A 22,104-nucleotide genomic window follows, 5' to 3' on the forward strand; every position below is an offset into this window, starting at 1 on the left:
TCATATCAATCCAGCGCGGGTGAGCCGCCGCGCCACCACTGCTTCCAAAGCCAGCGCCGCCGCCTGACTCTCGGTGCTGCTGCGCTGGCGCATCCATTGCAAGGCTTCGATCTGCGCCCGTGCCTCCCCGCGTCCATGGGTGCGCAGGATCACCTGGGCAAGCTTTTCGCGCTCCCGAGGTGGAAAGAAGGAAAATGCCTGGCGCAGCGCTGGCAGCGCTTGCAGGAATTCGTCATCTCCCCAGTCGTCAACCAGCTGCGTGACGGCGTCGATGACCGGCAGATCCGCGGCGATCTCCTCGCGGGAAAGGGCAAAGAGGCCGGCGAGAAAATCGCCGAGCTGAGTTGGTCGGCTGAAATGGCGCATCTGGCTTGCAATGCCGGAGATGTCGCTGCGACCGCAGGCGATCATCGTGCCAAGGGCAGCACCCGCCAGCGCCGAAACGGTGGAGCGGTTGGCGACGCAGCGAGCAAGCGTTCCGACCAGCGCTTCGCTGTCGATATCGAGTGATGGGCAATCGCGCATCATGTCGCGGCAGGCGATCAAGGCGTTGAGGGAGCGGCGTCCTTCGTCCTCATTGTGGATGTCTCCGACAAGCCACAGGACGCGCGCGAATATCTGCTCGCACAGCCGCCCCAGCGCCTGGTGCGCATGGCTGCCAAAGATATGTCCGAAGCGATACAGTCGCACGGCTTGGAGACCGGCCTTGCCGATCTCGCCGATCTCGTGAGAGCGGGCAATACCGGATGCGATCTTGCCCGTCAGTTCGCTTTCGAGGACAAGCAGCCCGGCGAACAGCGCGTCGGACAGGCAGGATGTCAGCACGTCCAGATCATCGCCCGCGCGGGCGACCCGATCGGCGAGCAGACCCGACGAAGCCATTGGCAGCGTGCCTCCCCATCTGGAGGCTTCGATGAGCACGCCTTCGGCATCGCGGTGGCGAATCAAGCGGAAAACCTCCAGCGGCGCCCTGGTCTCAATCGCCGAAGGCCCTTCCAGCCGCTCCAGCCCCGGCATGCGCAGAAGCCTCAGAGCATGCAGCATGTGGGCCTGGCCGCGATCGGCGGGCTCGTTCCAGTCAAGCTCCAGACGCCTTGCGGTCGGGCCGGGCACCATATCGGCTTCGAGCAGCCGGGCGTCGATATCGTCGAGCAGTGGTGGCCGGCGGGTGCCGGCAGCAAGCCGGCCGCGCCTGTTTCCGGTCATGGCTTTCAACATGGCAACGAGCGCCGGGTGGGTGCCTGATCTGACCGCGCCAGCCTGGGTCCAGGCGGCCGGTGCCTCCAGCCCATCCTTCACCAACGTCGCCAGCGCGGCATCGAGTAGATCGACGCGCAGAATGGCGCTGTGGCCGCGGGCTCGGGCCAAACCTTCGGCATGGGCCTGCCAAGCGATCCGGTCGGCGGTGGAGACCACCTGGCCCGCATCCCTCAGGCCATGGGTGATCGCGTTGGCGGCCCAGTCTGCGGCAAAGCCGAGACCGCGTTCCCGGACATGTTCGTAATAGGCGGGTGAGGGCATGCCTGAGGCATAGCCGGTGAAACGGTCGAGCCGTTGATAGTCATAGGGCAATACATAGCTGCCGACCCGTTCATGCTCGCCCGGTTCAGGCATGTCGGGCTTTTCGCCGTCCATTTCCTCGGTCAGTCGACGGATTGCTTCGGCATGCCAGCCGCCGCAGATCAGCACCACCTTGCCAATACCGGCTTCGCGCAGCGCCCAGGCCGCATGGCCAGCCATGAATTTTTCGCGGGCCAGTTCCCGTGGATCTTCGGCACCCTCCGGCCGCAGCAGGTCGAAATAGCGGTCGAGCCGTTCATCAAGCTCCGCCACCGGCGCCTGCTCAGCCAGCGCGTCCCATAGAGCATCCAGGCCATCTTCACCCAGCGCGTGGCCGAGCGCGGCCTCGGCCGCCGCGGCGCGAACCGTATGTGGGTCGGCGTAGCGATTGGTCCGGTTGCCGAAGTCAGGATGCCAAGCCGGCAGGTCGCAAAATAACGGAGTAGCGCCGACCTTCCATGCAGATTGCAGCGCCTCCCACTCCGGCGAATAGGCGCAGAACGGCGAGTAGGAGGCGAAGCTCCGCTCCGCAGCCGCGTGATAGCTGAAGATTGCGACGGGCAGCGTATGTGGCAGTCGCAGGTCGTTCATATGAGGATTGAAGTCTGCTGGGCCTTCGATCAGCACGAAGCGCGGCTTCAGCCGCTCGACTGTCTGGGAGACCAAGCGCGCACAGGCTGGTGAATGATGACGCACGCCGACGACCGTCAGCCTGCCGCCGCGATCCTGCGCCACGTCCGCCTCAGGGCGTGAGAAGATGCCGAGCCTCATAGAGCGCCTTCCATGCTGCACCGGGCCGCTTCGACGCCTTCTGCTCCAGATAGCGTACAAGCTTTTTCAGGTCTTCCGCATTGTCCTTCGCGGCCGTGCCGGCAAGGCACTCGACGATGTCTTCCGGGCGTCCGCTGTCGCCACGCAGATAGTGACCGCGAACGCCGACCGCATGGGCGACGCTGACGGCCTCCGCCGTGCTCATCACCGAGCTCAGCCGCTCCATGCTGCCCTCGCTCGACAGACCCTCGCGCAGTTCGCGGAAGCAGGTTACCAGAACTTCAAGCAAATCGTCGCTCGGCGTCACCGGTACGCCCGAGCGTGCCAGCAGCTTGGCGGATTCTCGTTTGACCAGTTCCAGCTCCTCGTCGGCATCGCGGATCGGAAACACCGTCTCAAAATTGAAGCGGCGCTTGAGGGCGGCCGACATGTCGTTGACACCGCGGTCGCGGGTATTGGCTGTGGCGATGATATTAAAGCCCTCACGGGCGAAGACCATGCCGTCCTCACCGGAAAGCTCCGGCACGGCCAAAACACGGTCCGACAGGATCGACAACAGGCTATCCTGCACCTCCAGGGGGCAGCGGGTGATTTCCTCAAAGCGCACGACCTTGCCGTGGGACATCCCCGTGTGAAGGGGTGCCGGAACCAGCGCCCGACGGCTCGGTCCCTCGCTCACCAAGAGGGCATAGTTCCAGCCATATTTGATCTGATCTTCCGTCAGCGATGCACCGCCCTGGATTGTGAGCTTGGAATCGCCGCTGATCGCTGCGGCCAGCAATTCTGACAGGAAGCTCTTGGCCGTGCCCGGCTCGCCGATCAGCAGGAGCGCTCGTGATGTGGCCAGCGTCACCATGGCACGCTCAACCAGGGAAGGCGAGGCAACCAGCTTGGTTGTGGCGCCGTTGCCGCCGAGAATGAAGGATTTGACGCTTTTCAGTGACAGGTTCCAGCCCGGTGGTCGCGGTCCCCGGTCGGCCCTTATCAGGGCCTCAAGTTCGGCTCGATAGGCTATTTCGGCTGGGGGACGTTGGATTGAGGCAATACCTGTTTTGTCTTGCATGGGGACTCATCAATCTGTCTTGACGATCCCCATGTAGGGCGGGAAACTGTCAAATCCATGGGGTGCGTTTGCGTGGTGGCCGATTTTATTCTGACAATATGTTCCTGAAATATGACATCGTCGTCTCTAGGATTAAGTGCTGACGGTTCATGACAGACCGTGATCTTGCAGCGGAGCAAACCACCAAAGTCGGGATGGTGCAGAGAAATGCCAGAACCGGCATAACAAGGAAAACAGATTTCAGTGACTCCAGCGGGAGAGCGATGTCGGAGATACAGTGGATCACGGTCAGATTGGAACCTAGCCGAACGTGACGTCCTCACGGCAGGGGCCGAAGCTTTTACCTGCGAGCGGACATTGCAAATGACGACGTGCTGCCTCCAGCAGATCTTTGCCAGCGCCGGTTTCCCGAATATTGCTCCGCCACCAGACCGCCTGATCGGCGACCTGATCGAGGCACGTCATTGCGAAAGACGCCTCGACCCGCACTGAAGACCGAGCTTCGTCCTCAAGAATGGTTTTGGCCAGCAGATCGAGATCGAGCGCTCCGAACCTCAACGTGCCCTGCCAAAGGTTAGGGATATTCGTTGCATCTGGGTAGACCATCTCGGGCGTAGCCCGTGGAAATGGACCAGCGCCATGCCGTGTGGCGTAAGCGCGTGTCATGTAGATTGCCTTGATTTCACCAACCCCCCATTCCGCCGCAAGGATAGATGGATTGGCAATTCCGGTCTTGGAGGGAGTGACATGCGGAAAGAAGGCATGATCCTGATCGAGTAACAAGCCTTGGGCGCCCTCGAAAATGAGCCTGTCGCTTGCAGACGCCACTGCTGCGACCGTACCATCATTGGGCCAGACGACACGACTGAAATCTTCAACGTCCTGCGTAAATCGCTCCGCGATAACCGGAGAGGCAAGCCGCGCTTGCCAGGCCTCAGATGGCAAAAATCCTAGCTCCGTTAATCGAGAAGGCACCCACTCCTTCTGGATCCGTCTGACGAGTTCATCCATCTTTGTGAGGTTTGCCAGATCGCTGAACTGAAGCTTGAATCCATCTCTTTCGCTCCGTCGGATGGTCTCATTGATTCCAAGGCCGCAGGAGCCATGTCGCCTGCTATTGCGAGCCTCCTCTGCGATCTGGTTGATCATCATATCCCACGGAGTGGTCACCAGCCCGTTTGGGTCGGCAAACAAGCTTGGGCGAACGCCAATCTTGTCGAGTTCAGACAACTCCCGCAGCAGCAGCAGGGGGTTATGAATAAAGAAGCGCGACATGTAGGTAGTGGCACCCCGAAGGGCACCGCTGCCTACATGATGGAACACATGGCGTGTGCCATCCGGACGCTGGACCGTATGACCAGCTTGGGCGCCACCATTGGCCCGCACGACAACGCTTCCAGCGCTGGCCAGGGCATCAGTCATCAAGCCCTTGCCCTCATCGCCCCAACCAGCGCCGAGAACTGCATAAGCGGTGCTCATTTCTTACCGCCGAACCAACGTAGGCCTCCGCTTTTGGTCGCAGGCGAAAGACCTTTCGTCGCCTTCTGGACGACCAAAGCTGTATCGCCGCTCCAACTCGAAGCCACATCTGCCGCATGCTCGCCTTCGACGATCTGGATCGTCGAAACAACGACTTCCGCGAGCTTCGTATAGTCGGAAAGCATGAGGACATGCTGGCCCAGCACGGACTGCCAACTGTTGCGGACGCGGTCGGGATAGCTCTGGAAGTGAGAGCCCTGCTCAACCACGACGTGGAACACATGATACCGACGGCTCACAAGGTCCAGAAGCTGTTCGGCAGTGTAATCCATTTGGGGGCGAACGCCCATCACGCGTTCGATTTCCTCAGCCTTCAACAGAGGAGGGACTTCTTCATCGCCAACAGTGAAAAGAAACCCCTTTTTCCCGCGCTTTTCAAACGCATCAGTTGATGTGTGCATGGCGGCGAAATACCACGGCAGAGTATAAGACTCGCTGGAGTTACCACCGCCGCCGCCTTCCAGAAAGAGATCCTTCAGCTGTTCGGCAATGCGAATATCCGCTTCAAATTGCGAAACCTGTAGCGGAGCGCGATCACATACCACGTCCCCAATTCCCATGAACATGACGTGCGGATCGGATACAGGCTTGCGCTCATAGATGCTGGTAAAAAACGCGGGAAGCCCATCGCGAACCATATAGTCCGGAATCGTCCCCATGGAGCCAGTCACATCCAGCCCAATGATGATCGGGTTGGACGACGGGTTAACTGTGCCATCGCGCGATTCCCGCATAAGCCCCTTTGCCTTGGCAGGGTTAAGGCTGTCATGGAGGCTGCGACTGGAAAACACCGCGTCCCGCGTTTTGCCTGCCGTAGTCCTGGTTGTGAAGCTATCCCAGTCAGTTGGGTCAAAGCGGCCGTCACCCATTGTGGGCATCCTTTCCATAAACATCGCTTGCGTTAACGGACAGTTCGGTGAAGCGACGAGCACCGAAGCTGTCTTCAAGAGCCTTGATCCAAGCTCTGTATTCGCCTTTGGCATCGAGACCGCTAGGACGTTGAAGCCAATCCCGCATAGCCTGCGGAATAGCGTTGTCTTCGCCGATACTCACACCGGAGGTTTCGCCCAGCATTTCCCTTCCGATGCCTCGGATGAGTTCGAGATCGATCGCTCCACTTGCGCGCTCGGTATTTCGAGCAGCGGCGGGCAAAAGCTGATCCGTCCACTCTGGAAGCGCAACCAGAGGCTCATTCAGCGGCGTTGAATAGAACCAACCGCCAAGGATGACCGCGACATGTCCTTTCGGGGAGATAAAGACGGTATCAGTACACAAGCCCGCATGAGCGAGCTGACGAAAGGAGCCAAGGTAACAAGCTGTGTTCAGCAGGTCGCTCATAACCCAAGCAACGTGCCGTGGGTCCACCTTGCTGCCGAAATGCGAGATCAAATCACTCAGTCGGACAAGCCCAGCGGGCTTTTCCATCACCAGAACACGCTGACCCTGATCGGTATCAAAGGCTGATTTGATCTGTGGCAGCCGCAGGAGCATCTCGGTGGCCATTCTATCGTTGGCAAACGTCAGCCCTCTGATGGCAGCCTCGGCCCGGTGGGCCAAAGACAGGAAATCCTTTTCCACCACGTAGGCAATGATGCTGTTACCCACGTAAGCCGTTCCGAGTTCGAAGGGGTATGATTTGAAATACCTTATCTTGCGACCAGCGAGCTCAAGCAAACCGGGCACTTGCCAGCGGCCTTGGCTGACGTGGAGGTTTGCCTCGTCCCGCAACAGCGTCAGATGTTCAAACACATCGCGTTGACCGCCGGCATGGTCTGGATGCCACAGCTTGGCTAGCCTGTGATACTGGCCAGTGATTTGATCCGGTGCCTGAAACAGGCGCTCAGGCTCGTTCACCGGTATCGCCAAGATCTCATCTGCCGTGTCCATATCGATAACCCTTAGACCAGATAATCGTCTAACTACGATATGCGCCTTCTGGACTTAGGCGTCAATACCGTCTAAGTCTGTTTTTGCTGGCTATCGGAGCCGTTGAACAATGGAGGACAGTTTGATCACCGAGAGAGTCGCCCACGACGCTGAAGGGTATCCAGTGCCGCTGGTGATGGTCGACTGCGCCATTTTCACCCTCAAGGACCAAGGGCTGCATTTACTTCTGCCGGAGCGGGCCAAGAATCTCCAGACAGGCCAGCGGGCACTGGTGGGTGGTCGGCTTCACCTCAATGTGGACCGTTCGCCGGAGGATGGAGCAATGCGGGTCGCACGAGAGAAACTTGGGATCGACGTGCGCTATCTTGAGCAATTACACAGTTTTGGTGGTCTGGATCGGGATGAAGGTTGGACAGTAACGATCGCCTATATCGCCATTGTGCAGATGGATCAGATCCCGGTCTCGCTGCAGTCAGACCTGTTTCCGGTCGACAAGATACCGAAGCTAGCTTTCGACCACAATGAAATCGCAGCGATGGCGATCGCCCGCATGAGGAGCAAATCGTCTTACTCTTCTTTGCCGGCATTCCTGCTCCCGCCAGAATTCACAATCGATGATCTCAGGCATGTCTATCAGCAGGTCACAGGTGCAAAGCTCGTAAAAACGACCTTTCGAGACCAGGTATTGCGCCAAGGGTTTGTGGAAAAAACCGGAAAGATGAGCACTGGCCGCACATATCGGCCAGCCGAACTATGGAGACTAGCAGACCGCACAGTCGCGAATTTTAACCGCGTTGTATCTCGGGAGGCCGGTTATCGCCGTGCCATTAAGTGACAGTGCTATTCGCCAGTAGTCGGCTCGCGCGGCGCGATATATCGACCAATTGGCAAAGTGGCTGGCCTCGGCTATCGGTGACACGGGTGCTGCCAAGGCGGCCCACGCAAGTTAACGTGATATAGTGGATGGGTTTCTGTCGCAAGTTTTCGGAACGTCCAAAATATAGGAAAGCATTCCTGGAGTCTTCTGGCGGTGAATCTAGATAGCTGCTTCCTCTGCCGCGTGCAGCATCAAACGGGCAAGAATTCGGTCCGAAGCATGTCGATCCATAGGCATATTAGAATTTCATTCTACATCGACAAAACTTTGCGACAGAGCCCTTTTTTGAGATCGTATTCTCGAAAAAGCGCCGTACTTAAGATAAGAGCACCAATTAAGACCTTGATCGGTGGGCTGGAATGGGAGCCGTCTCAGAAACGGACCTACTCTTTTAGAGGGCGTCGGATTGATACTACGCTCAAAAAACGCAAGGTAGAACAAGGCGAGAACGTATGCTGAAAACGAGACTTGAAATCACGAAGGCCCGAAATTTCAGGCCTTCGTGATAAGGCTATATCGGGCTAAAGCGTCGCTAAAGGTCTCCACAATTTCACTCGTTCGGCCTCGGTGGAGAGGTCAATGATAACCTGTATACCAGTTTTGATACGCCGCCGCAGGACGTCGGGGCGGTCAGAATTTGTCTGAAGCATACCACTGTCATGAAACGTTTGGAGCCGCGAACGAGAAATTCTCAACTCTGATGCCAGCAGACTATCAAGGCGTGTGCTGGTTGGAAATAGAACCACCAGTTCTATCTGCAGTTTCGTCCAATGATCGGCTTCATGCAGAATCGCTTTTTCGATGCGAAACTCCAAAAACTCATCAACGCGCTGCGACTTGCGCCTCAAAGCTTCGAGGTTGAACGTCTCCGTCCGTATCCACTGTGGATCGTTGGACTGTAGTGCTTCAAGGACGACAGGATCGATGTCGCGAACATTCTGCCGCTCAAAGATTGGCCGGTTCCATGTCTTTTCGCAGGTCAGGCACTTGTAGATAAGCCACGCATCAAGCTTGCGACCATTGGCGTTGAGCCGGATTTTGCCGCTGGATTGGAAGGCTCTGAGGCCCCCACATCCGCTGCACACAATCCAAGGCTGGGGAGCAGTCTGAGGAATAATGGTCCATCGGACCCGAAGTGTATTGCACATATCGTCTTGGTCTTCCGTTCGGAAGTCCACCAAGATGGTGCATGAGAAAACCCTTGCGGGCACGGCGTGGCGATGTTTTGGGCGGCTGAAGAGCTGAGACAGCGGAGCTGCACATGGCACATTGTAACAATGCCAAACCGGTCTCTTGCCACCACCCGATGAACATAATCATACGCCGACAGCATGTTGCTATCCGGCAGTACGGGTGAAACTGGATTGAGACCGGTATTTACTTAGGCAAAGTCTACCTCAATGCGCGAATGCTCTTCGACAACAGCGATAACAAGTGATCGTCCCGAATTGAAGTCTCTTGGTCGTATCCATAAGCTGAAAGCTGCGGCGTTGCGGCTTTTATGCAACGTTATGATGAGAGAAGATAGCGGCTTATCGGGCTATGATCGACTCCGAAGCCGCGCTCGCGGACCATCTCTTCCAAATCCCGATAGCTGAGCGGATGACGTAGATACCAAGCTAACGCCTGCACGATGCAGCCATGCCTCTAAATGCCTGCCTTTGAAATCATCCTTCGACTCGCTCCACAACATTGGGAGCGCAAATTTCTCTGACGATGTTCCACACAGCGTTAACCAGAAAATTTGCGGCAAGGCCCTGCAGCGAATCCATATGCATGTTTCCAAATCTGGCGCGCAGTTGATGCGAGCTATATCGGTATAAAACACACGACCTTTAAGAAGATAATTATATCCGATAATGCATTATCGAGCATTATGCTCATTATGGTGAAATGACCCAAATCATCGAGCAAAACACCGAAGTTCACTGTCGGATGACCGGGACCTCTGAGATTCAAGGGCGGCTTGGGGTTTTGGGCATCCTTTTCAAGAAAAGCCGCTGAATAAAGCGAACTCCTGTAAAAACACAACCAAAATAAAATCTACAACCCAGATCTTGACCTTTTAGGATGCTGGCCTATTTTCGCCATGCGTATGGCGCGATTGGGATATTTTCGCACCTTGCCAATATTGCATTCGTTTTTAATGACGCGATAAGTGGAGGGGCTTTCCATGGACGACGTTCTGTCATCCACCGATTTCATTCAGGCAAGCCGTGTGCTGAAACTGTTGTCGCCCTTGGGTGAAGACCAGCTTTTGCCGGAGCGGATGACGGTGGATGAGGGCGTCAATCGTCTGTTCGAGATCACTGTGTCGGTGCGCGCCAAGCGCGAGGCAGTGAAGCCGGAAGAACTGATCGGCAAGCTGGTCGATGTGTCCCTGGAAATCCGCCAGGGCGAACTGGATGGGGATGGCGTGCGCCGACCATTCAATGGACTGGTGACAAACCTTTTCGAAGGCCCGCCAGTGACGCGTGGATTGCGGTCCTATACCCTGACCATCCGTCCGCAACTGTGGCTGCTGTCGCGCCGGTCCGATTGCCGGATCTGGCAGAATATGACGGCGATCCAGGTGATGGAAACGCTGTTTTCCGAGCATGGCATTCCAGCCGCCGCATCCGCGCCCCTGCATAAAACGCCGCCATCGCGCGAATATTCTGTCCAATGGAATGAAACGGATCTCGATTACCTACTGCGCCGCTTCGAGCAGGACGGGTTGTTCTACTGGTTTGAACATGAGACCGGCGTTCATCGCCTGAAGGTCAGCGACAGCAAGGTTGCCTGGAGCAAGCCATCGGCTGCGGCAGAAGGTGTCGACAAAGTCAGATTAGCCCAAGGCTCGTCGGACCGCAACCATATCAACGAATGGATGCGGCAATTCTCCTATGTTCCCGGCCAGCGCGCCGGTGCGGACTGGAATTTCGAGACGCCGAGCACTGTGCCACTGAATGTCACGCCGTCACTGATCCAGATGCCGGGCGCCAAGCAGCGCGAGCTTTACGAATATCCGGCTCGGATCTCCGATATCAAAGAAGCCGAAGTGGCAGAGACCTTTCGAACGCAGGCGACGGAAGCCGATCATGAACGGGTGACGGGCCAGTCCAATGTGCGCTTTCTGGAAGCAGGACGCCGGTTCACGCCCTATGAGGAGCCGCATCCCGAACATAAATACGAAGAGCATGTGATTACCCGCATCATGCATCGGGTGGTGGACCGCTCCTATGAGACGGCCAGCAATGAGATGGAATATGCCAACGCGTTTGAGGCCATTCCATCACGCGTTCCGCTAACGCCGCACCGGGAGACCAGGCGCCCGCGTATTGAAGGTGCGCAGGTGGCGATTGTTGCAGGGCCATCGGGCGAGGAAATCCACACCGACAAATACGGGCGCATCAAGCTCTGGTATCCCTGGGATCGCAAGGCAAAGAAGGACGGCAGTGACACTTGCTGGGTGCGGGTGGCGCAAAACTGGGCGGGCGGCCAATGGGGAGGACAGATCATCCCGCGCATCGGCATGGAAGTGATGGTTGCTTTCATCGATGGCGATCCGGACCGGCCGCTGGTGACGGGCGTCGTGCCGAACCCCAAAAACGCTGTGCCTTATGATCTGCCAACGAATAAGACGAAGAGCGTGTTTCGGACGAACACACATAAGGGCAAAGGCTACAATGAACTGACCTTTGAGGACGAGAAAGACCGCGAGGAGGTCTATATCCATGCTCAAAAAGACCAGAATATAAAGGTCGAGAACAATTATTCGAAGCGCATCAACACCAATAAGGTGGAAAGCGTGGGACATAACAAGGCGACGGAGGTGACCAATAACCATTATGAAGTGGTTGGTGGGGATATGGAAATTTCTGTTGGTCCTACCCAAAAAGGCAAGTACACCCCGCAGAATGCGTCGGACCTCAAAGAGGGAATTGGTGGCGTTGCCTATAGCCTGGGCAAAAATGGCGAGACGGCCAAAGGTTCTGGTACAATGCAGATCAGCATCGAGAAGAACAAGGTCGAGAGCATTGGTAACAACCACTCCCAACTAATTCAGAAAAACAAAAGTGTTAACGTAAAGAGCAATTATTATATCGATGTCACAGAAGAATTGGTCATCGATGCCGGAAAACGCATTGTACTCAAATGCGGGCAGAGCATCATTCTGTTGAACTCGGATGGATCGATTCAGATAAATGGCAAAAAATTAAGCAACAATATAAGTGATATTATCAAGCTTGTTTCTGATGTTGTCAAAGTCAATTGAGACGCTAATGAGGATGACACGGCGCGCAGCGATCATAAATTTCTTATTTTTCGTTCTTTTGTCCACAGGAGCCTGGTGGGCGTATAACGCAGTTTCGGAGTATTTTATGGAGCCGACTTATACTGCTGACAGGCTGTTCAAGCCTTATGACGAAGATGTTTACCGTATCGCGCAAAAAATAGAGCGGGGTCAGCCAATCAGCGCCAGTGCTGTGAAAGACCTGCCCGGTGGTGTCAATGCCCGGTATGGCGAGGAAATCACCCTGCTGTTTCATGCTGTGGGAGCACGTAATGTCGCGGCTATCGACACATTGCTGGGTGCGGGAGCCGATCCCTACATGGTGGATCGCCCCTCAACGGGATCAACACGTGATTTCGTATTCGTTCTGACACTACCCGGCAACTCAACAGATCCCAATGCGGGTTTTCCGTTCATCAATCAGCTGATCACGCTTTACCTCAAACATGGCGGTGACCCAAATAGGCGACTACAGGGGAGTGAGAAGGAGCCGTTGATTTCGGGTGTCGCACTCATTGAAAATTATGAAGGGTTTAAAATTTTGCTTAAGGCAGGAGCCGATCCTTGGATAGAAGATATTAATGGATACACCGCGATGTCGACCTTGGGATTTGAATCAACGGCCTATGAATTCGTAAATTTCTTAATTAACAATGGATACTTTAATAATGTTGAGGCACGTAAGCTTCAAGTATTCTTCAAGTCAATAGCATTTTATTCGCAACGAGGTGATATAAGAAGTCTAAATAACCAATCGCTTGGCATAAGGGTTTTGAAACGTAATCCAGATTATCCATCAGATGAAAACACACTCCGTTTGTTTCAAGGGCCTATCCCTTGGGATAAAGTTAAACAGGCGCAATGATAGCTGGGATGACTGGGTGTGATGACAAGACGTGTGGCTTTCATAAGTTTTGTTTTCTGCACCCTTTTATCCCTAGGAGCCTGGTGGGCGTATAACGCAGTTTCGGAGTATTTTATGGAGCCGACTTATACTGCTGACAGGCTGTTCAAGCCTTATGACGAAGATGTTTACCGTATCGCGCAAAAAATAGAGCGGGGTCAGCCAATCAGCGCCAGTGCTGTGAAAGACCTGCCCGGTGGTGTCAATGCCCGGTATGGCGAGGAAATCACCCTGCTGTTTCATGCTGTGGGAGCACGTAATGTCGCGGCTATCGACACATTGCTGGGTGCGGGAGCCGATCCCTACATGGTGGATCGCCCCTCAACGGGATCAACACGTGATTTCGTATTCGTTCTGACACTACCCGGCAACTCAACAGATCCCAATGCGGGTTTTCCGTTCATCAATCAGCTGATCACGCTTTACCTCAAACATGGCGGTGACCCAAATAGGCGACTACAGGGGAGTGAGAAGGAGCCGTTGATTTCGGGTGTCGCACTCATTGAAAATTATGAAGGGTTTAAAATTTTGCTTAAGGCAGGAGCCGATCCTTGGGCGACCGATGGACGTGGAAATAGTGCAATGGATAAGTTAATTTTGATGAATTCAGAAGAGGAAAGGAAGCAACTAAATCATCTTATCGATGAAGGGCTTTTTAATGGCGTTGCACTGAAACAGCTTCGATCTTTTATGAGAGGTTTATCTGGGTATGAACCGCGTGGAGATGAAATTACCCGAGAAAACCAAGAAATTTGTATTCGAATTTTGGCTCGAAATCCAAATTATACTGAAGATCAATATACTGAGAGATTATTTAACGGGCCAGTCCCCGTGGATAAGATCAAACAGGCGCGATGATTGCTGTAAGGACTGGGTGTGATGACAAGCGACAGCACAGTAACAGAATTACCAACGATTCCTGTGACAGCGCCGCCTGAGGCGCAAAATTCCAGCAACGCGACAGAGATCAAGGGCAAGGCAAGCTGGAAAACATGTTGGCGCCATGCCTGCTATCTTTCCAAATACATTTACAAGGATCCGCCTCCACCGAATGGATTTCATACGCAGTTCCCCGAAAAGATGGCCGACGTGGAGACGCATTGGGAAAAATGGGACGAGTTCGTTGATCAGACTGGAAGCGGTCTCGTCGCACGATTGTTCAAGGTGAAAGGCTATGATCCAAATTCGAAAACGGATTTATGCCCGCCTACTCTGGTGTTTCGCGGCACAGACTTCGAAGATATGCGCGATCTTGCCATCGTTCCGACGATCAAAATTTATGGGTATACGGTTTACGACACCCCTTTTCTTCTGGACAAAACAATTGCTCCAGCCACCAAGCCAGACGACTTACTAAGGCGTGGTTTCAAGCCGATTAGGATCTACGAGGAAACGGGTACGGTACGTGCACCTGGCTCGATAGAGGGCACAGGGTTTATCGATGCGGAGATCTTCATCCAACTCGATATTTACGCCAAAGAAAATGGCGATTGGACAAGTAATATTTATCAAGGCCTAGGAAAAGGGAGTTCGCAATATAAAAAATCGATAGATTACGGCAGAAAAATAACTTCAAATAAAATAATACCATCAGCAGATAAAAGATTGGAGATATCAGGTCACTCTCTAGGAGGTGGTTTGGCGAGCGCTGTTTGCGTCGTATTGGATCACGAAATTAACGGTATCTACTTTCACTCAATTGTATTCAACCCGGCTGGCGTTCATCCCAATACGATAAATCCAGCAACAGCGGCCGATGGACATATTAATGTATTTACCGTTAACGATGAAATATTGACAACCGTGGAGAATTATCGCGGTAAACTCCCAATCATCGGTGCTATTTTTCGCTTAGCGAAGCGAACCATTGGACAGGACGGCATGCCGCATACGATTGGCACGCTTCTGACCAATGATGGTATTAGTCCGGGCAAATCTGACGAGAAATGGGCAGTTCCACCCAAAGGGAAGCTTCTTCCCAAGCTTTTTCCTATCGGTGAGCAAAATCTGATAAAACCTCCGAAACCAGAGAAATTTCCTGAAATAACAAATCTGGACAATCTGTTAAATGGCTCAGCATCCGCTACCGATTTTGCCAATAAGCTACTAGTTTATTTACATAATAAATATGTTCCAAATAAATTTTCTCAAAAAGATATGTTGTGGCTTGATCCAAGATCAATCCTGACAAAAGATATTCTCGATTATTCGAATATTTACAAAAAGTATAAGGAAGAGCTTCAGCCAGAGATTGATGCACTCATGAAGATAATTGAGGCATCGATCAGCTATCACGGCATGGATTACGTCATTGCTACCTATGACCGTTATTACGGCGGCGCGTGATGGTAGAGATCAAAACCAAACTCCCATTCCCGCACATCTATTTTCGCCACTGGGGTCGCGATGACCGCGAAATGGCCGTTCTGATTGTAAAGGCTGGGTTGCGCATTTCAGATGGCGGTATCGCGGAAGACCTACGGTCTCCTCAACCTGACATTCTACTCAGCGATCTGTTTCATGGAGACGTGAACCGTTCAGCGCTTCGCCAGGAGAGCGATCTGGCGCCATTCAAGCCTAGGACAGACCTGACATTCAATGCCGTTGCTCGCTCGCCGGAAGAGAAGGAAATCGATAGTTGGCCCGTGTCGATTGCTGTCGATGGACGGTTGTCTCACAGCTTTCACGTTTTCGGGGAGCGGTTTTGGGAACCGCAGATCCGAGCGGTGAGGCGAAAGTGGCAGCTCTCGTCGGTAAAGCCGACGACGTCCGTACCTTTAACCTATGAACGAGCTTATGGTGGCGTCGCACCGATATCGGACGAAGAGCACACTACTCACGCTTATAATCCCATAGGGCGCGGCCTGATTTCCGATTATATGCTGGAGATGAACCGGGAGGTTGCCGCCCCGCAGATTGCGCTTGTCGGCGAATTTGCCGCCGAGCGTCCAACTGAATCTATGACGGTCTGCGGTTGTGGGCCAATTCAAAAATCCTGGCTGCCGCGGCTATCTCTCGCCGGCACGTTCGATGATGCCTGGGTTCGAGAGCGCCATCCGCGCATGCCTCTCGATTATGATTTCGCCTATTGGAATGCAGCACCGCTGCCGATGCAGGCAGCCCCTTATCTGATTGGCGATGAAACCATCAGGCTCACAGGGTTTCGGCATGATCCAAGGCCTTATGTGTTTCGGCTGCCGGGAATGGCACTTGGCATCAAGATTAGACGCGAAGGCCTTCATGATATTACCGAGCACATGTTGAATCTGGATACGGTTCACTGCGATATCGCTGACGGCGTGCAGGAACGACATACCCTTAGTATGACCTGGCGTCTGACATTGGCTGAACCGGATGACATCAGGGATATTGAACTGTTCGCACGCCGGCCATAGCCGTTCCCGAAACATCCTGGAGACAATTGCTCGTCAGCAAGTGAGTGAAGATAAAGTTTTGAAGGAGTAGCGACCATGAGCCACAGTGCTGCCCGTTACACGAATAAAAATAACGCGATTGTCTGCCTTTCTCCAGATGTGTGCCTGACGCCACGTGGATCAAAGGATGTGGCGGTTCCTTACATGATCCTATCGAAGCTGGAAGCGAGTGAGCGGACCGTCAAAAATGTCTCTTTCGGCGGCGATGAGGCCTTTACGATGAACAGCAGAACCTCAACAGTCACAGGGAACGAGGCCGGAACGAGCGGCGGTGTTCAATCCGGCGTCAATACTGGTTGGTGCCGGCCGCAATCGAACAAAACAAGCTTTTTCGTCAACGGACATCAGGTGATTCAAGACAATTGTCTTTATGAGATGAACTGTTCAGGGCCGGATGGATCGTCAAATACCCTGGGTAAGCTGATGTTTGTTGATACGGGCGGTAGCGGGAGAGATGGCTGATACGAAGGCCCAGTCGAAAGTAACCAACTCAACTTCAGCGATTAATGCTGACACCTACGCGCTGTTTCGTGAGGAGCATAACGAGAACCACGGTGGCGGCTGGTGGGTGGATTTGAGGCGACGCGGCATCCGGGTCGTGCGGCTGTTCAAGGACAGCATTTACGGATCGCCGCACGCAAGCTTCGATCAGGCGAAAGCCTATCGCGATGCGGTCATGTCTGTTTTGCCGCCTGCCACCAATCATGAGCAGGCAGTTCTGCTCCGCAAGAATAACAAGAGTGGCATCTCAGGTGTGCGCCACGTCGAACTGGCAGAGGACGAAGCTTGGGAAGCATCTCTCCTTAACCGCACAGAGCACAAACGCGAGAAGTTCTCCGTACGCGAATATGGTGAGGAGCAAGCGAAAGCCATGGCAATCGCACAGCGCCGAAAATGGCTGGAGGAATTGCCGGTCAAACACCTGGCTTATGCAGAACACTCAGAGGAGATGACCCGGCAATATTTCGGCGAACCGGTCATTTGCTCAGTTGCCTATGCCACTGAAGCGTCATCGCGGCATGCGGGCAAATCCCTTGGCAAGTATCGGTCCTGTGGGACGGCCTGTCGGCGAACCGCCTGCCTGCTCAAGCGTCAACTCATAAAGCTGATCGTTGCGCGGCTTCGGCAGCGTCGGCCCATGGAGGCGGGCGGAACGCACGCCTTCCAGCAGGCCGAGAGGGACCGGCCCGACATCGCGAGAGGGCAGGGTCCAGACCTGGATCGTCTTGTCACGCGGAACGACGAAATCCGCCAGAAGCCGCACGGAGGCCTCGTCATTGCCGAAATCCTCGACAACCGCCTGAACCTCTCCCGCCTCGTTGACGAGGACGGCGACGACGAGTGGCTCCACCGTTCTGGTCAGGCTGTAGACGAGGCCGACGACGAGCAGGAGTGAGGCGGCAAGCGACGTGAGTGCAGCCAACTTCCAGCGGCGAGAGCCATTATCGTTTGCGATATGTGTGTTTGGTTTGGCGGGACGGTTGTCCTGAACTGGCAGGGAAGCCTCGATACGCTTCCAGAGATCCTCGCTGACGGGTCGCGGAGCCATACTCGTATCGAGCGGCAGGAAGCGATCTCGACTGGCAGCAACGGCAGCCTTGAGTTCAGGGTCACGTTCCATGGCATTCTCGATTTCTTCCGCCTGCGTTGGCTCGAGCAATCCCAGCACATATTCGTCGGCGAGATGCGCTATGTCTTTGCGGTCGTAGCTCATGCCATGCACTCCCGCAGCGCCAGAAGCCCGCGCCTGATCCACGACTTGGTGGTGCCGAGCGGAATGCGCAGCGTGCCTGCAATTTCGCCATGGGAATAACCGCCAACATAGGCCATGAGAATTCCCTGCCGCTTTGTATCTTCTAGCGCACCGAGACAGTCATAGAGACGGGAATTGCGATCCAGGCGATGCCATGCTGCCATGATTTCATCCGTCTGCTGATCGTCCTGAAGCGTTTCAAACTCCTCGACGGAGTGTTCCCGCTTGCCATCACGCAACAGGTTGAGCGCCCGGTTTCGAACGATGGCATAGATCCAGCCGCGCGCCGAACCGCTATCAGAACGGTACTGGTAGGCATGCGTCCATATACGGATGAAAGAGTCCTGCACGACCTCTTCAGCAAGCTCGCGACGTCTGACGATGCGCTGGGCAACCGCCATGAGCTTACCGGCCTCCTGATCAAAGATGTGTCGCAATGCCAGGCGGTCGCCCTTTGCACAGCCATCAAGCGCCTCATCGAGATTAACCGGCCTGGAGCCCATCACTGTCAAAACCATCTCCTTAGATCAGTGCGCAAACCGCCTGCCTTTTGCAAACTATACCCGCCGCAAGAGCGGAATAGATGCAGTCATCAAAAATATTTTCGAGCGCTGCATCCAAACGCATCGTCTGTTGTGTCTTCAAGATGGAAGGTCGTGAGCCAGACGGCGGAACCTTCTTCGATTTTGAACGCACGGGAGAAAAACATGCAGACCATTCGTTTTACTTTAGCAGCCTCCATATCCGTCATTGCCACGGCAACATCGGCCTTTGCGGCACCCGTTCTGGCATTGAGCGGCGACAAGACGCTCGTGATTTTCGATACGGAAAAGCCTTCCGTGACAAAGACGATGGATGTTACCGGCGTTGATAAGCTCGTCGGCATCGATTATCGCCCCGGCAACAAGACGGTCATTGGCGTAACGCCGGACAACCGCATTGTCAGCATCAACCTGGAGACGGGCGCTGCAAGCGAAGTGGCGAAGATGGACAAGATGCTGACCATGACTGACGCGCCTGTCGTGGTCGATTTCAACCCGATGGCAGACCGCCTGCGCTTCATGACCGGCACCACCAACCACCGCGTTCACCCCGATACGGGTGCCGTGACGGTTGACGGCGTGCTCGCTTTCGAAGAGGGCGATATGCATAAGGGCGAGACCCCGAACATTGTAGCCGCCGCCTATACCAATTCCATCGGCAAGCCGGAAAAGACTGCGATGTACAATATCGACGCCACTATCGGAGCGTTGATCCAGCAGACAAAGCCGAATGACGGCACACTGAAAGCCATCGGCAAGCTTGGCCTGAAAGACAAGCCCGCGACCTATGCCTTCGACATTCAAGGAATGGAGGGTGGCAAGAACACGGCCTATCTGGTGGCAAGCAAGATGCTTTACACCGTCAATCTCGAAACGGGCGCAGCGACCGAAGTCGGCGCGATCTCCGGTCTGGAAAATGAGGTGCGGGACATCGCAGTCCTGCCGGCGACCTAATACTGAAGAGCAAGGCAGGCGATGAGCCTGCCTTGCTCGTCTTGTGACGCGGCGTCGGAGGGTGACCCCTGCGATTGGTTCCGTAAGGCTCTGATTAATTGAGATGAAATGGAGAGGTGCCGTGCAGACTTTAACAGAGAACAGTTCGCGTCACGTTACATCGGGATTATCTGAAATTGGATCAAAATTCCCTTTTGAATTATGTTCCATAAGATATCTTATCGATATTTACGACTTTAGTGGGTGGGTTCAAGGATGAAGTGCGACTTGCAATAGATAACAAAGGTTTATCGTTTGCAAGGAAAGCGCAATGAAACGCACTTACTCCCATATCGACTTGGACGAACGTCGCAAGATCGCTCGCTGGCGTATGGCGGGCCAGAGTATTGAGATGATCGCCGAGACACTCGGTCGCCATCGCTCGACGATCTTTCGTGAAATCAAGCGGAATACGTTTATCGATGAGGTGGTCCCGGACCTCAATGGCTATTACTGCGTCACGGCGCATGACATGGCTTGCGAACGGCGGGCCAAGCTGCGGAAGCTGGCGCGCTTTGCGAATGTGAGGCAGTCCGTGATCGACCGGATCATGCATGGTTGGTCGCCCCAGCAAATCGCCGGTCGCATGCGGCTGGAACAGCATCCGATCTTTGTCAGTCACGAGACAATCTACAAGTTCGCATACTCGGCCGACGGTCATGCCATCAAGCTGTGGCGTCACCTGCCGGAGCATCGAGCCAGACGGCGACCACGACATGCAAGACGTGAGCACAGTCAACGCTTTAGTCCGGAACTCAACATTCTGCACCGGCCGGATGTCGTTGCTGAACGCAAGCAGTTCGGGCATTGGGAATGCGATCTGATCCAGTTCCGCAAGAAGTTCGGCAAGGCGAATGTGACATCGCTTGTTGAGCGGGTGAGCCGCTTTACGATCTTGTTGCGCAACAATGATCGCCAGTCCCGCCCGGTCATGGATGGCATCATCCAGGCGCTGAAGAGCCTCCCTCACCTCGCCCGCCGATCGTTGACATTCGACCGAGGCACCGAATTCACTGACTGGCCGTACCTTCAGGCAGGCATAGGCACGCAAACATGGTTTTGTGACCCACAATCGCCCTGGCAAAAAGGAACGGTCGAAAATACCAACCGGCGAGCGCGAAAATGGCTTTCGAGAGACGTCGATCCCTTGTCCGTAGCCGCCGCCGATCTGATGGAGATCTGCAATCGGCTTAATCAGACACCGCGTAAATGCCTCGGCTACCGAACGCCGGCTGAGGTCTTCCGCAAGAAACTGCTCGCGCAGATGCGACATGCCAGCTAGCTTGAAAGCCACGCAGGTCGCACTTCGGCGTGAACTCACACTGTTAAAATTGCATAAACCGAATCGGAGGCTCCATTGGATACCGTCACCATTGAAACACGTGCAGACTTTGCTAATTGGGCGATAGAACGGGCGCGTGCCATTGTCGCTGAACAAGGGGGACATCTCGCACTCGCTGCTCGTGATATGGACGAGGCACAGATCGGCGTTGCGGGGAATGCAATGGGTCAAGCGATTGTTGATGCACTCCTCGAAGTGTTCGATGGCTTAAGTACATAATAAGACCTGCAATGATAACAGAATTTAGACGCGCCGAAGTGGTTGTCATGTCTATCTGAGTGTCCGCTGTGGCGTTTAACACCGCCATAGGCACCGAGCGTTGACCGCGATTATAAAAAAAGCAAATTGAACATGCAAAATGGCCCAAGCCGACGATTTATCCGCTTCTTGAGACCGATAATCATCATTCAATAGATCGCCAAGGCAGCAGCAGCTCCTAAAGTGAAGGCCACGCTGTCTTCAGAAGTCGAAGGCCAGTCAAGTCTGGAACCGGGAATCCAGCCACAGAGCAAATCCGCCTTTGAATGCATTGGCGTTATCGCCGTGACGGGCATTGGTCGGAAGCGTTTTTAACTTAGTGACATTGCCGCCGCCGATGACAACATAGTCCGGCTCCAGTGCTGTGCTGAGTTGCTCTACAGCCCTCAACACATGTTTCTCCCATTTACTGTGCCCGCGCTCTTTCAGGCTCGCCTGGCCGAGGTAGTCCTCATAGCTGCGGCCTTTTCGATAAGGAAGATGCGCCAGTTCCATGGGTTGGGTGACGTAGTTGACGATCATGGCCGCTCCCAGGCCGGTGCCAAGGCCGAGAAACAGCATACGTCCGCCATCATAGCTTCCCATAGCCTGCATCAGAGCATCGTTGACAATGCGCACGGGCTTGCCGAACCGCTTTGCGAAATCGAAACCTGTCCATCCGGCCGCTAAGTTATGCGGCTCCGTCAAAATACGATTGTGAACAACCGGACCCGGATAACCAATGGCGATAACGTCATAATCCATGCCTGACGCAAGTGTCTCAACCGCATCGGCCATGGCAGCGGCATCCATTTCCGGACCAGAGACAGCCTTGCTTTCCACGCCGTCAACGCTGTTCATGATTTTGACATGCGACCCGCCGACATCAACGGCAAGCACGATCTGGGGTTTCTCATCCATAGATG

19 protein-coding genes and 1 pseudogene are annotated in these 22,104 nt (G+C 54.6%); 10 read left to right on the forward strand and 10 right to left on the reverse strand.

Annotated elements, in window-relative coordinates; translation table 11 throughout:
* From AVCG78_RS22840 to AVCG78_RS22860, 5 genes are all read right to left on the reverse strand, one after another.
* Nucleotides 1-2,331: a DUF5682 family protein gene (locus AVCG78_RS22840; protein WP_156583028.1), complete on the reverse strand. Its 2,331-nt coding sequence runs from the start codon at nt 2,329-2,331 to the stop codon at nt 1-3.
* A complete protein-coding gene (locus tag AVCG78_RS22845) occupies nt 2,303-3,394 on the reverse strand; it encodes an ATP-binding protein (protein WP_015918600.1) in 1,092 nt (363 codons plus the stop codon). Before AVCG78_RS22845 ends, AVCG78_RS22840 begins: the two co-directional genes overlap by 29 nt.
* Nucleotides 3,395-3,694: 300 nt before the next feature.
* Complete coding sequence (locus AVCG78_RS22850; RefSeq protein WP_071206102.1) at nt 3,695-4,873, reverse strand: adenylosuccinate synthetase; 1,179 nt, start codon at nt 4,871-4,873, stop codon at nt 3,695-3,697.
* Nucleotides 4,870-5,802 (reverse strand): hypothetical protein, encoded by a 933-nt coding sequence (locus AVCG78_RS22855; protein ID WP_015918602.1) that lies wholly within the window; start codon nt 5,800-5,802, stop codon nt 4,870-4,872. The genes AVCG78_RS22850 and AVCG78_RS22855 overlap by 4 nt, the downstream gene beginning before the upstream one ends.
* Nucleotides 5,795-6,820, reverse strand: coding sequence for a J domain-containing protein (locus AVCG78_RS22860; RefSeq protein ID WP_071206103.1), 1,026 nt, complete (start codon nt 6,818-6,820; stop codon nt 5,795-5,797). Before AVCG78_RS22860 ends, AVCG78_RS22855 begins: the two co-directional genes overlap by 8 nt.
* 109 nt (nt 6,821-6,929) lie before the next feature.
* Here AVCG78_RS22860 and AVCG78_RS22865 point away from each other — a divergent pair, with 109 nt between their 5' ends.
* A complete protein-coding gene (locus AVCG78_RS22865; protein WP_071206105.1) occupies nt 6,930-7,655 on the forward strand; it encodes an NUDIX hydrolase in 726 nt (241 codons plus the stop codon).
* Nucleotides 7,656-8,218: 563 nt separating this feature from the next.
* Here AVCG78_RS22865 and AVCG78_RS22870 read toward each other — a convergent pair.
* Nucleotides 8,219-8,845 carry a DUF1062 domain-containing protein gene (locus AVCG78_RS22870; RefSeq protein WP_071206106.1) on the reverse strand — a complete coding sequence of 209 codons (627 nt, stop codon included), beginning with the start codon at nt 8,843-8,845 and terminating at the stop codon, nt 8,219-8,221.
* 367 nt (nt 8,846-9,212) lie between these two features.
* A pseudogene (locus tag AVCG78_RS22875) lies at nt 9,213-9,390 on the reverse strand (IS6 family transposase); the annotation flags it as partial.
* A 480-nt stretch (nt 9,391-9,870) separates the two neighbouring features.
* On the opposite strand from AVCG78_RS22875, the gene tssI reads away from it, so the two are divergent.
* From tssI to AVCG78_RS22905, 6 genes are all read left to right on the forward strand, one after another.
* Nucleotides 9,871-11,955 carry a type VI secretion system tip protein TssI/VgrG gene (tssI, locus tag AVCG78_RS22880; protein ID WP_071206109.1) on the forward strand — a complete coding sequence of 695 codons (2,085 nt, stop codon included), beginning with the start codon at nt 9,871-9,873 and terminating at the stop codon, nt 11,953-11,955.
* A 106-nt stretch (nt 11,956-12,061) separates the two neighbouring features.
* Nucleotides 12,062-12,838 (forward strand): hypothetical protein, encoded by a 777-nt coding sequence (locus AVCG78_RS22885; protein ID WP_143049381.1) that lies wholly within the window; start codon nt 12,062-12,064, stop codon nt 12,836-12,838.
* Nucleotides 12,839-12,952: 114 nt separating this feature from the next.
* On the forward strand, nt 12,953-13,735 hold the full coding sequence (locus AVCG78_RS22890) for a hypothetical protein (RefSeq protein WP_139191528.1): 783 nt from the start codon (nt 12,953-12,955) through the stop codon (nt 13,733-13,735).
* A 21-nt stretch (nt 13,736-13,756) separates the two neighbouring features.
* Nucleotides 13,757-15,223 carry a hypothetical protein gene (locus tag AVCG78_RS22895; RefSeq protein WP_139191529.1) on the forward strand — a complete coding sequence of 489 codons (1,467 nt, stop codon included), beginning with the start codon at nt 13,757-13,759 and terminating at the stop codon, nt 15,221-15,223.
* Nucleotides 15,223-16,272 (forward strand): DUF2169 family type VI secretion system accessory protein, encoded by a 1,050-nt coding sequence (locus AVCG78_RS22900; protein ID WP_071206114.1) that lies wholly within the window; start codon nt 15,223-15,225, stop codon nt 16,270-16,272. Before AVCG78_RS22895 ends, AVCG78_RS22900 begins: the two co-directional genes overlap by 1 nt.
* Before the next feature lie 75 nt (nt 16,273-16,347).
* Entirely contained in the window at nt 16,348-16,773 is a 426-nt protein-coding gene (locus AVCG78_RS22905) for a DUF4150 domain-containing protein (RefSeq protein ID WP_081355316.1), read from the forward strand.
* Nucleotides 16,774-17,320: 547 nt separating this feature from the next.
* On the opposite strand, the gene AVCG78_RS22910 is transcribed toward AVCG78_RS22905, so the two are convergent.
* Nucleotides 17,321-18,025 (reverse strand): anti-sigma factor, encoded by a 705-nt coding sequence (locus AVCG78_RS22910; RefSeq protein ID WP_156583030.1) that lies wholly within the window; start codon nt 18,023-18,025, stop codon nt 17,321-17,323.
* Entirely contained in the window at nt 18,022-18,567 is a 546-nt protein-coding gene (locus tag AVCG78_RS22915) for a sigma-70 family RNA polymerase sigma factor (RefSeq protein WP_071206132.1), read from the reverse strand. The genes AVCG78_RS22910 and AVCG78_RS22915 overlap by 4 nt, the downstream gene beginning before the upstream one ends.
* 204 nt (nt 18,568-18,771) lie before the next feature.
* Here AVCG78_RS22915 and AVCG78_RS22920 point away from each other — a divergent pair, with 204 nt between their 5' ends.
* The 3 genes from AVCG78_RS22920 (at nt 18,772) to AVCG78_RS22930 (ending at nt 21,160) form a co-directional block, all read left to right on the forward strand.
* On the forward strand, nt 18,772-19,560 hold the full coding sequence (locus AVCG78_RS22920; RefSeq protein WP_071206122.1) for a DUF4394 domain-containing protein: 789 nt from the start codon (nt 18,772-18,774) through the stop codon (nt 19,558-19,560).
* A 310-nt stretch (nt 19,561-19,870) separates the two neighbouring features.
* Nucleotides 19,871-20,881: an IS30 family transposase gene (locus AVCG78_RS22925; RefSeq protein WP_156620490.1), complete on the forward strand. Its 1,011-nt coding sequence runs from the start codon at nt 19,871-19,873 to the stop codon at nt 20,879-20,881.
* Between the two features lie 75 nt (nt 20,882-20,956).
* The gene (locus tag AVCG78_RS22930) at nt 20,957-21,160 is read left to right on the forward strand and encodes a hypothetical protein (protein ID WP_041699854.1); all 204 of its coding nucleotides are present in this window, start codon (nt 20,957-20,959) and stop codon (nt 21,158-21,160) included.
* Nucleotides 21,161-21,418: 258 nt separating this feature from the next.
* On the opposite strand, the gene AVCG78_RS22935 is transcribed toward AVCG78_RS22930, so the two are convergent.
* Nucleotides 21,419-22,099: an ROK family protein gene (locus AVCG78_RS22935; protein WP_071203545.1), complete on the reverse strand. Its 681-nt coding sequence runs from the start codon at nt 22,097-22,099 to the stop codon at nt 21,419-21,421.
* Nucleotides 22,100-22,104: the final 5 nt, after the last annotated feature.

The organism is Gillisella vitis (assembly GCF_021559775.1).
Lineage (GTDB): Bacteria > Pseudomonadota > Alphaproteobacteria > Rhizobiales > Rhizobiaceae > Allorhizobium > Allorhizobium ampelinum.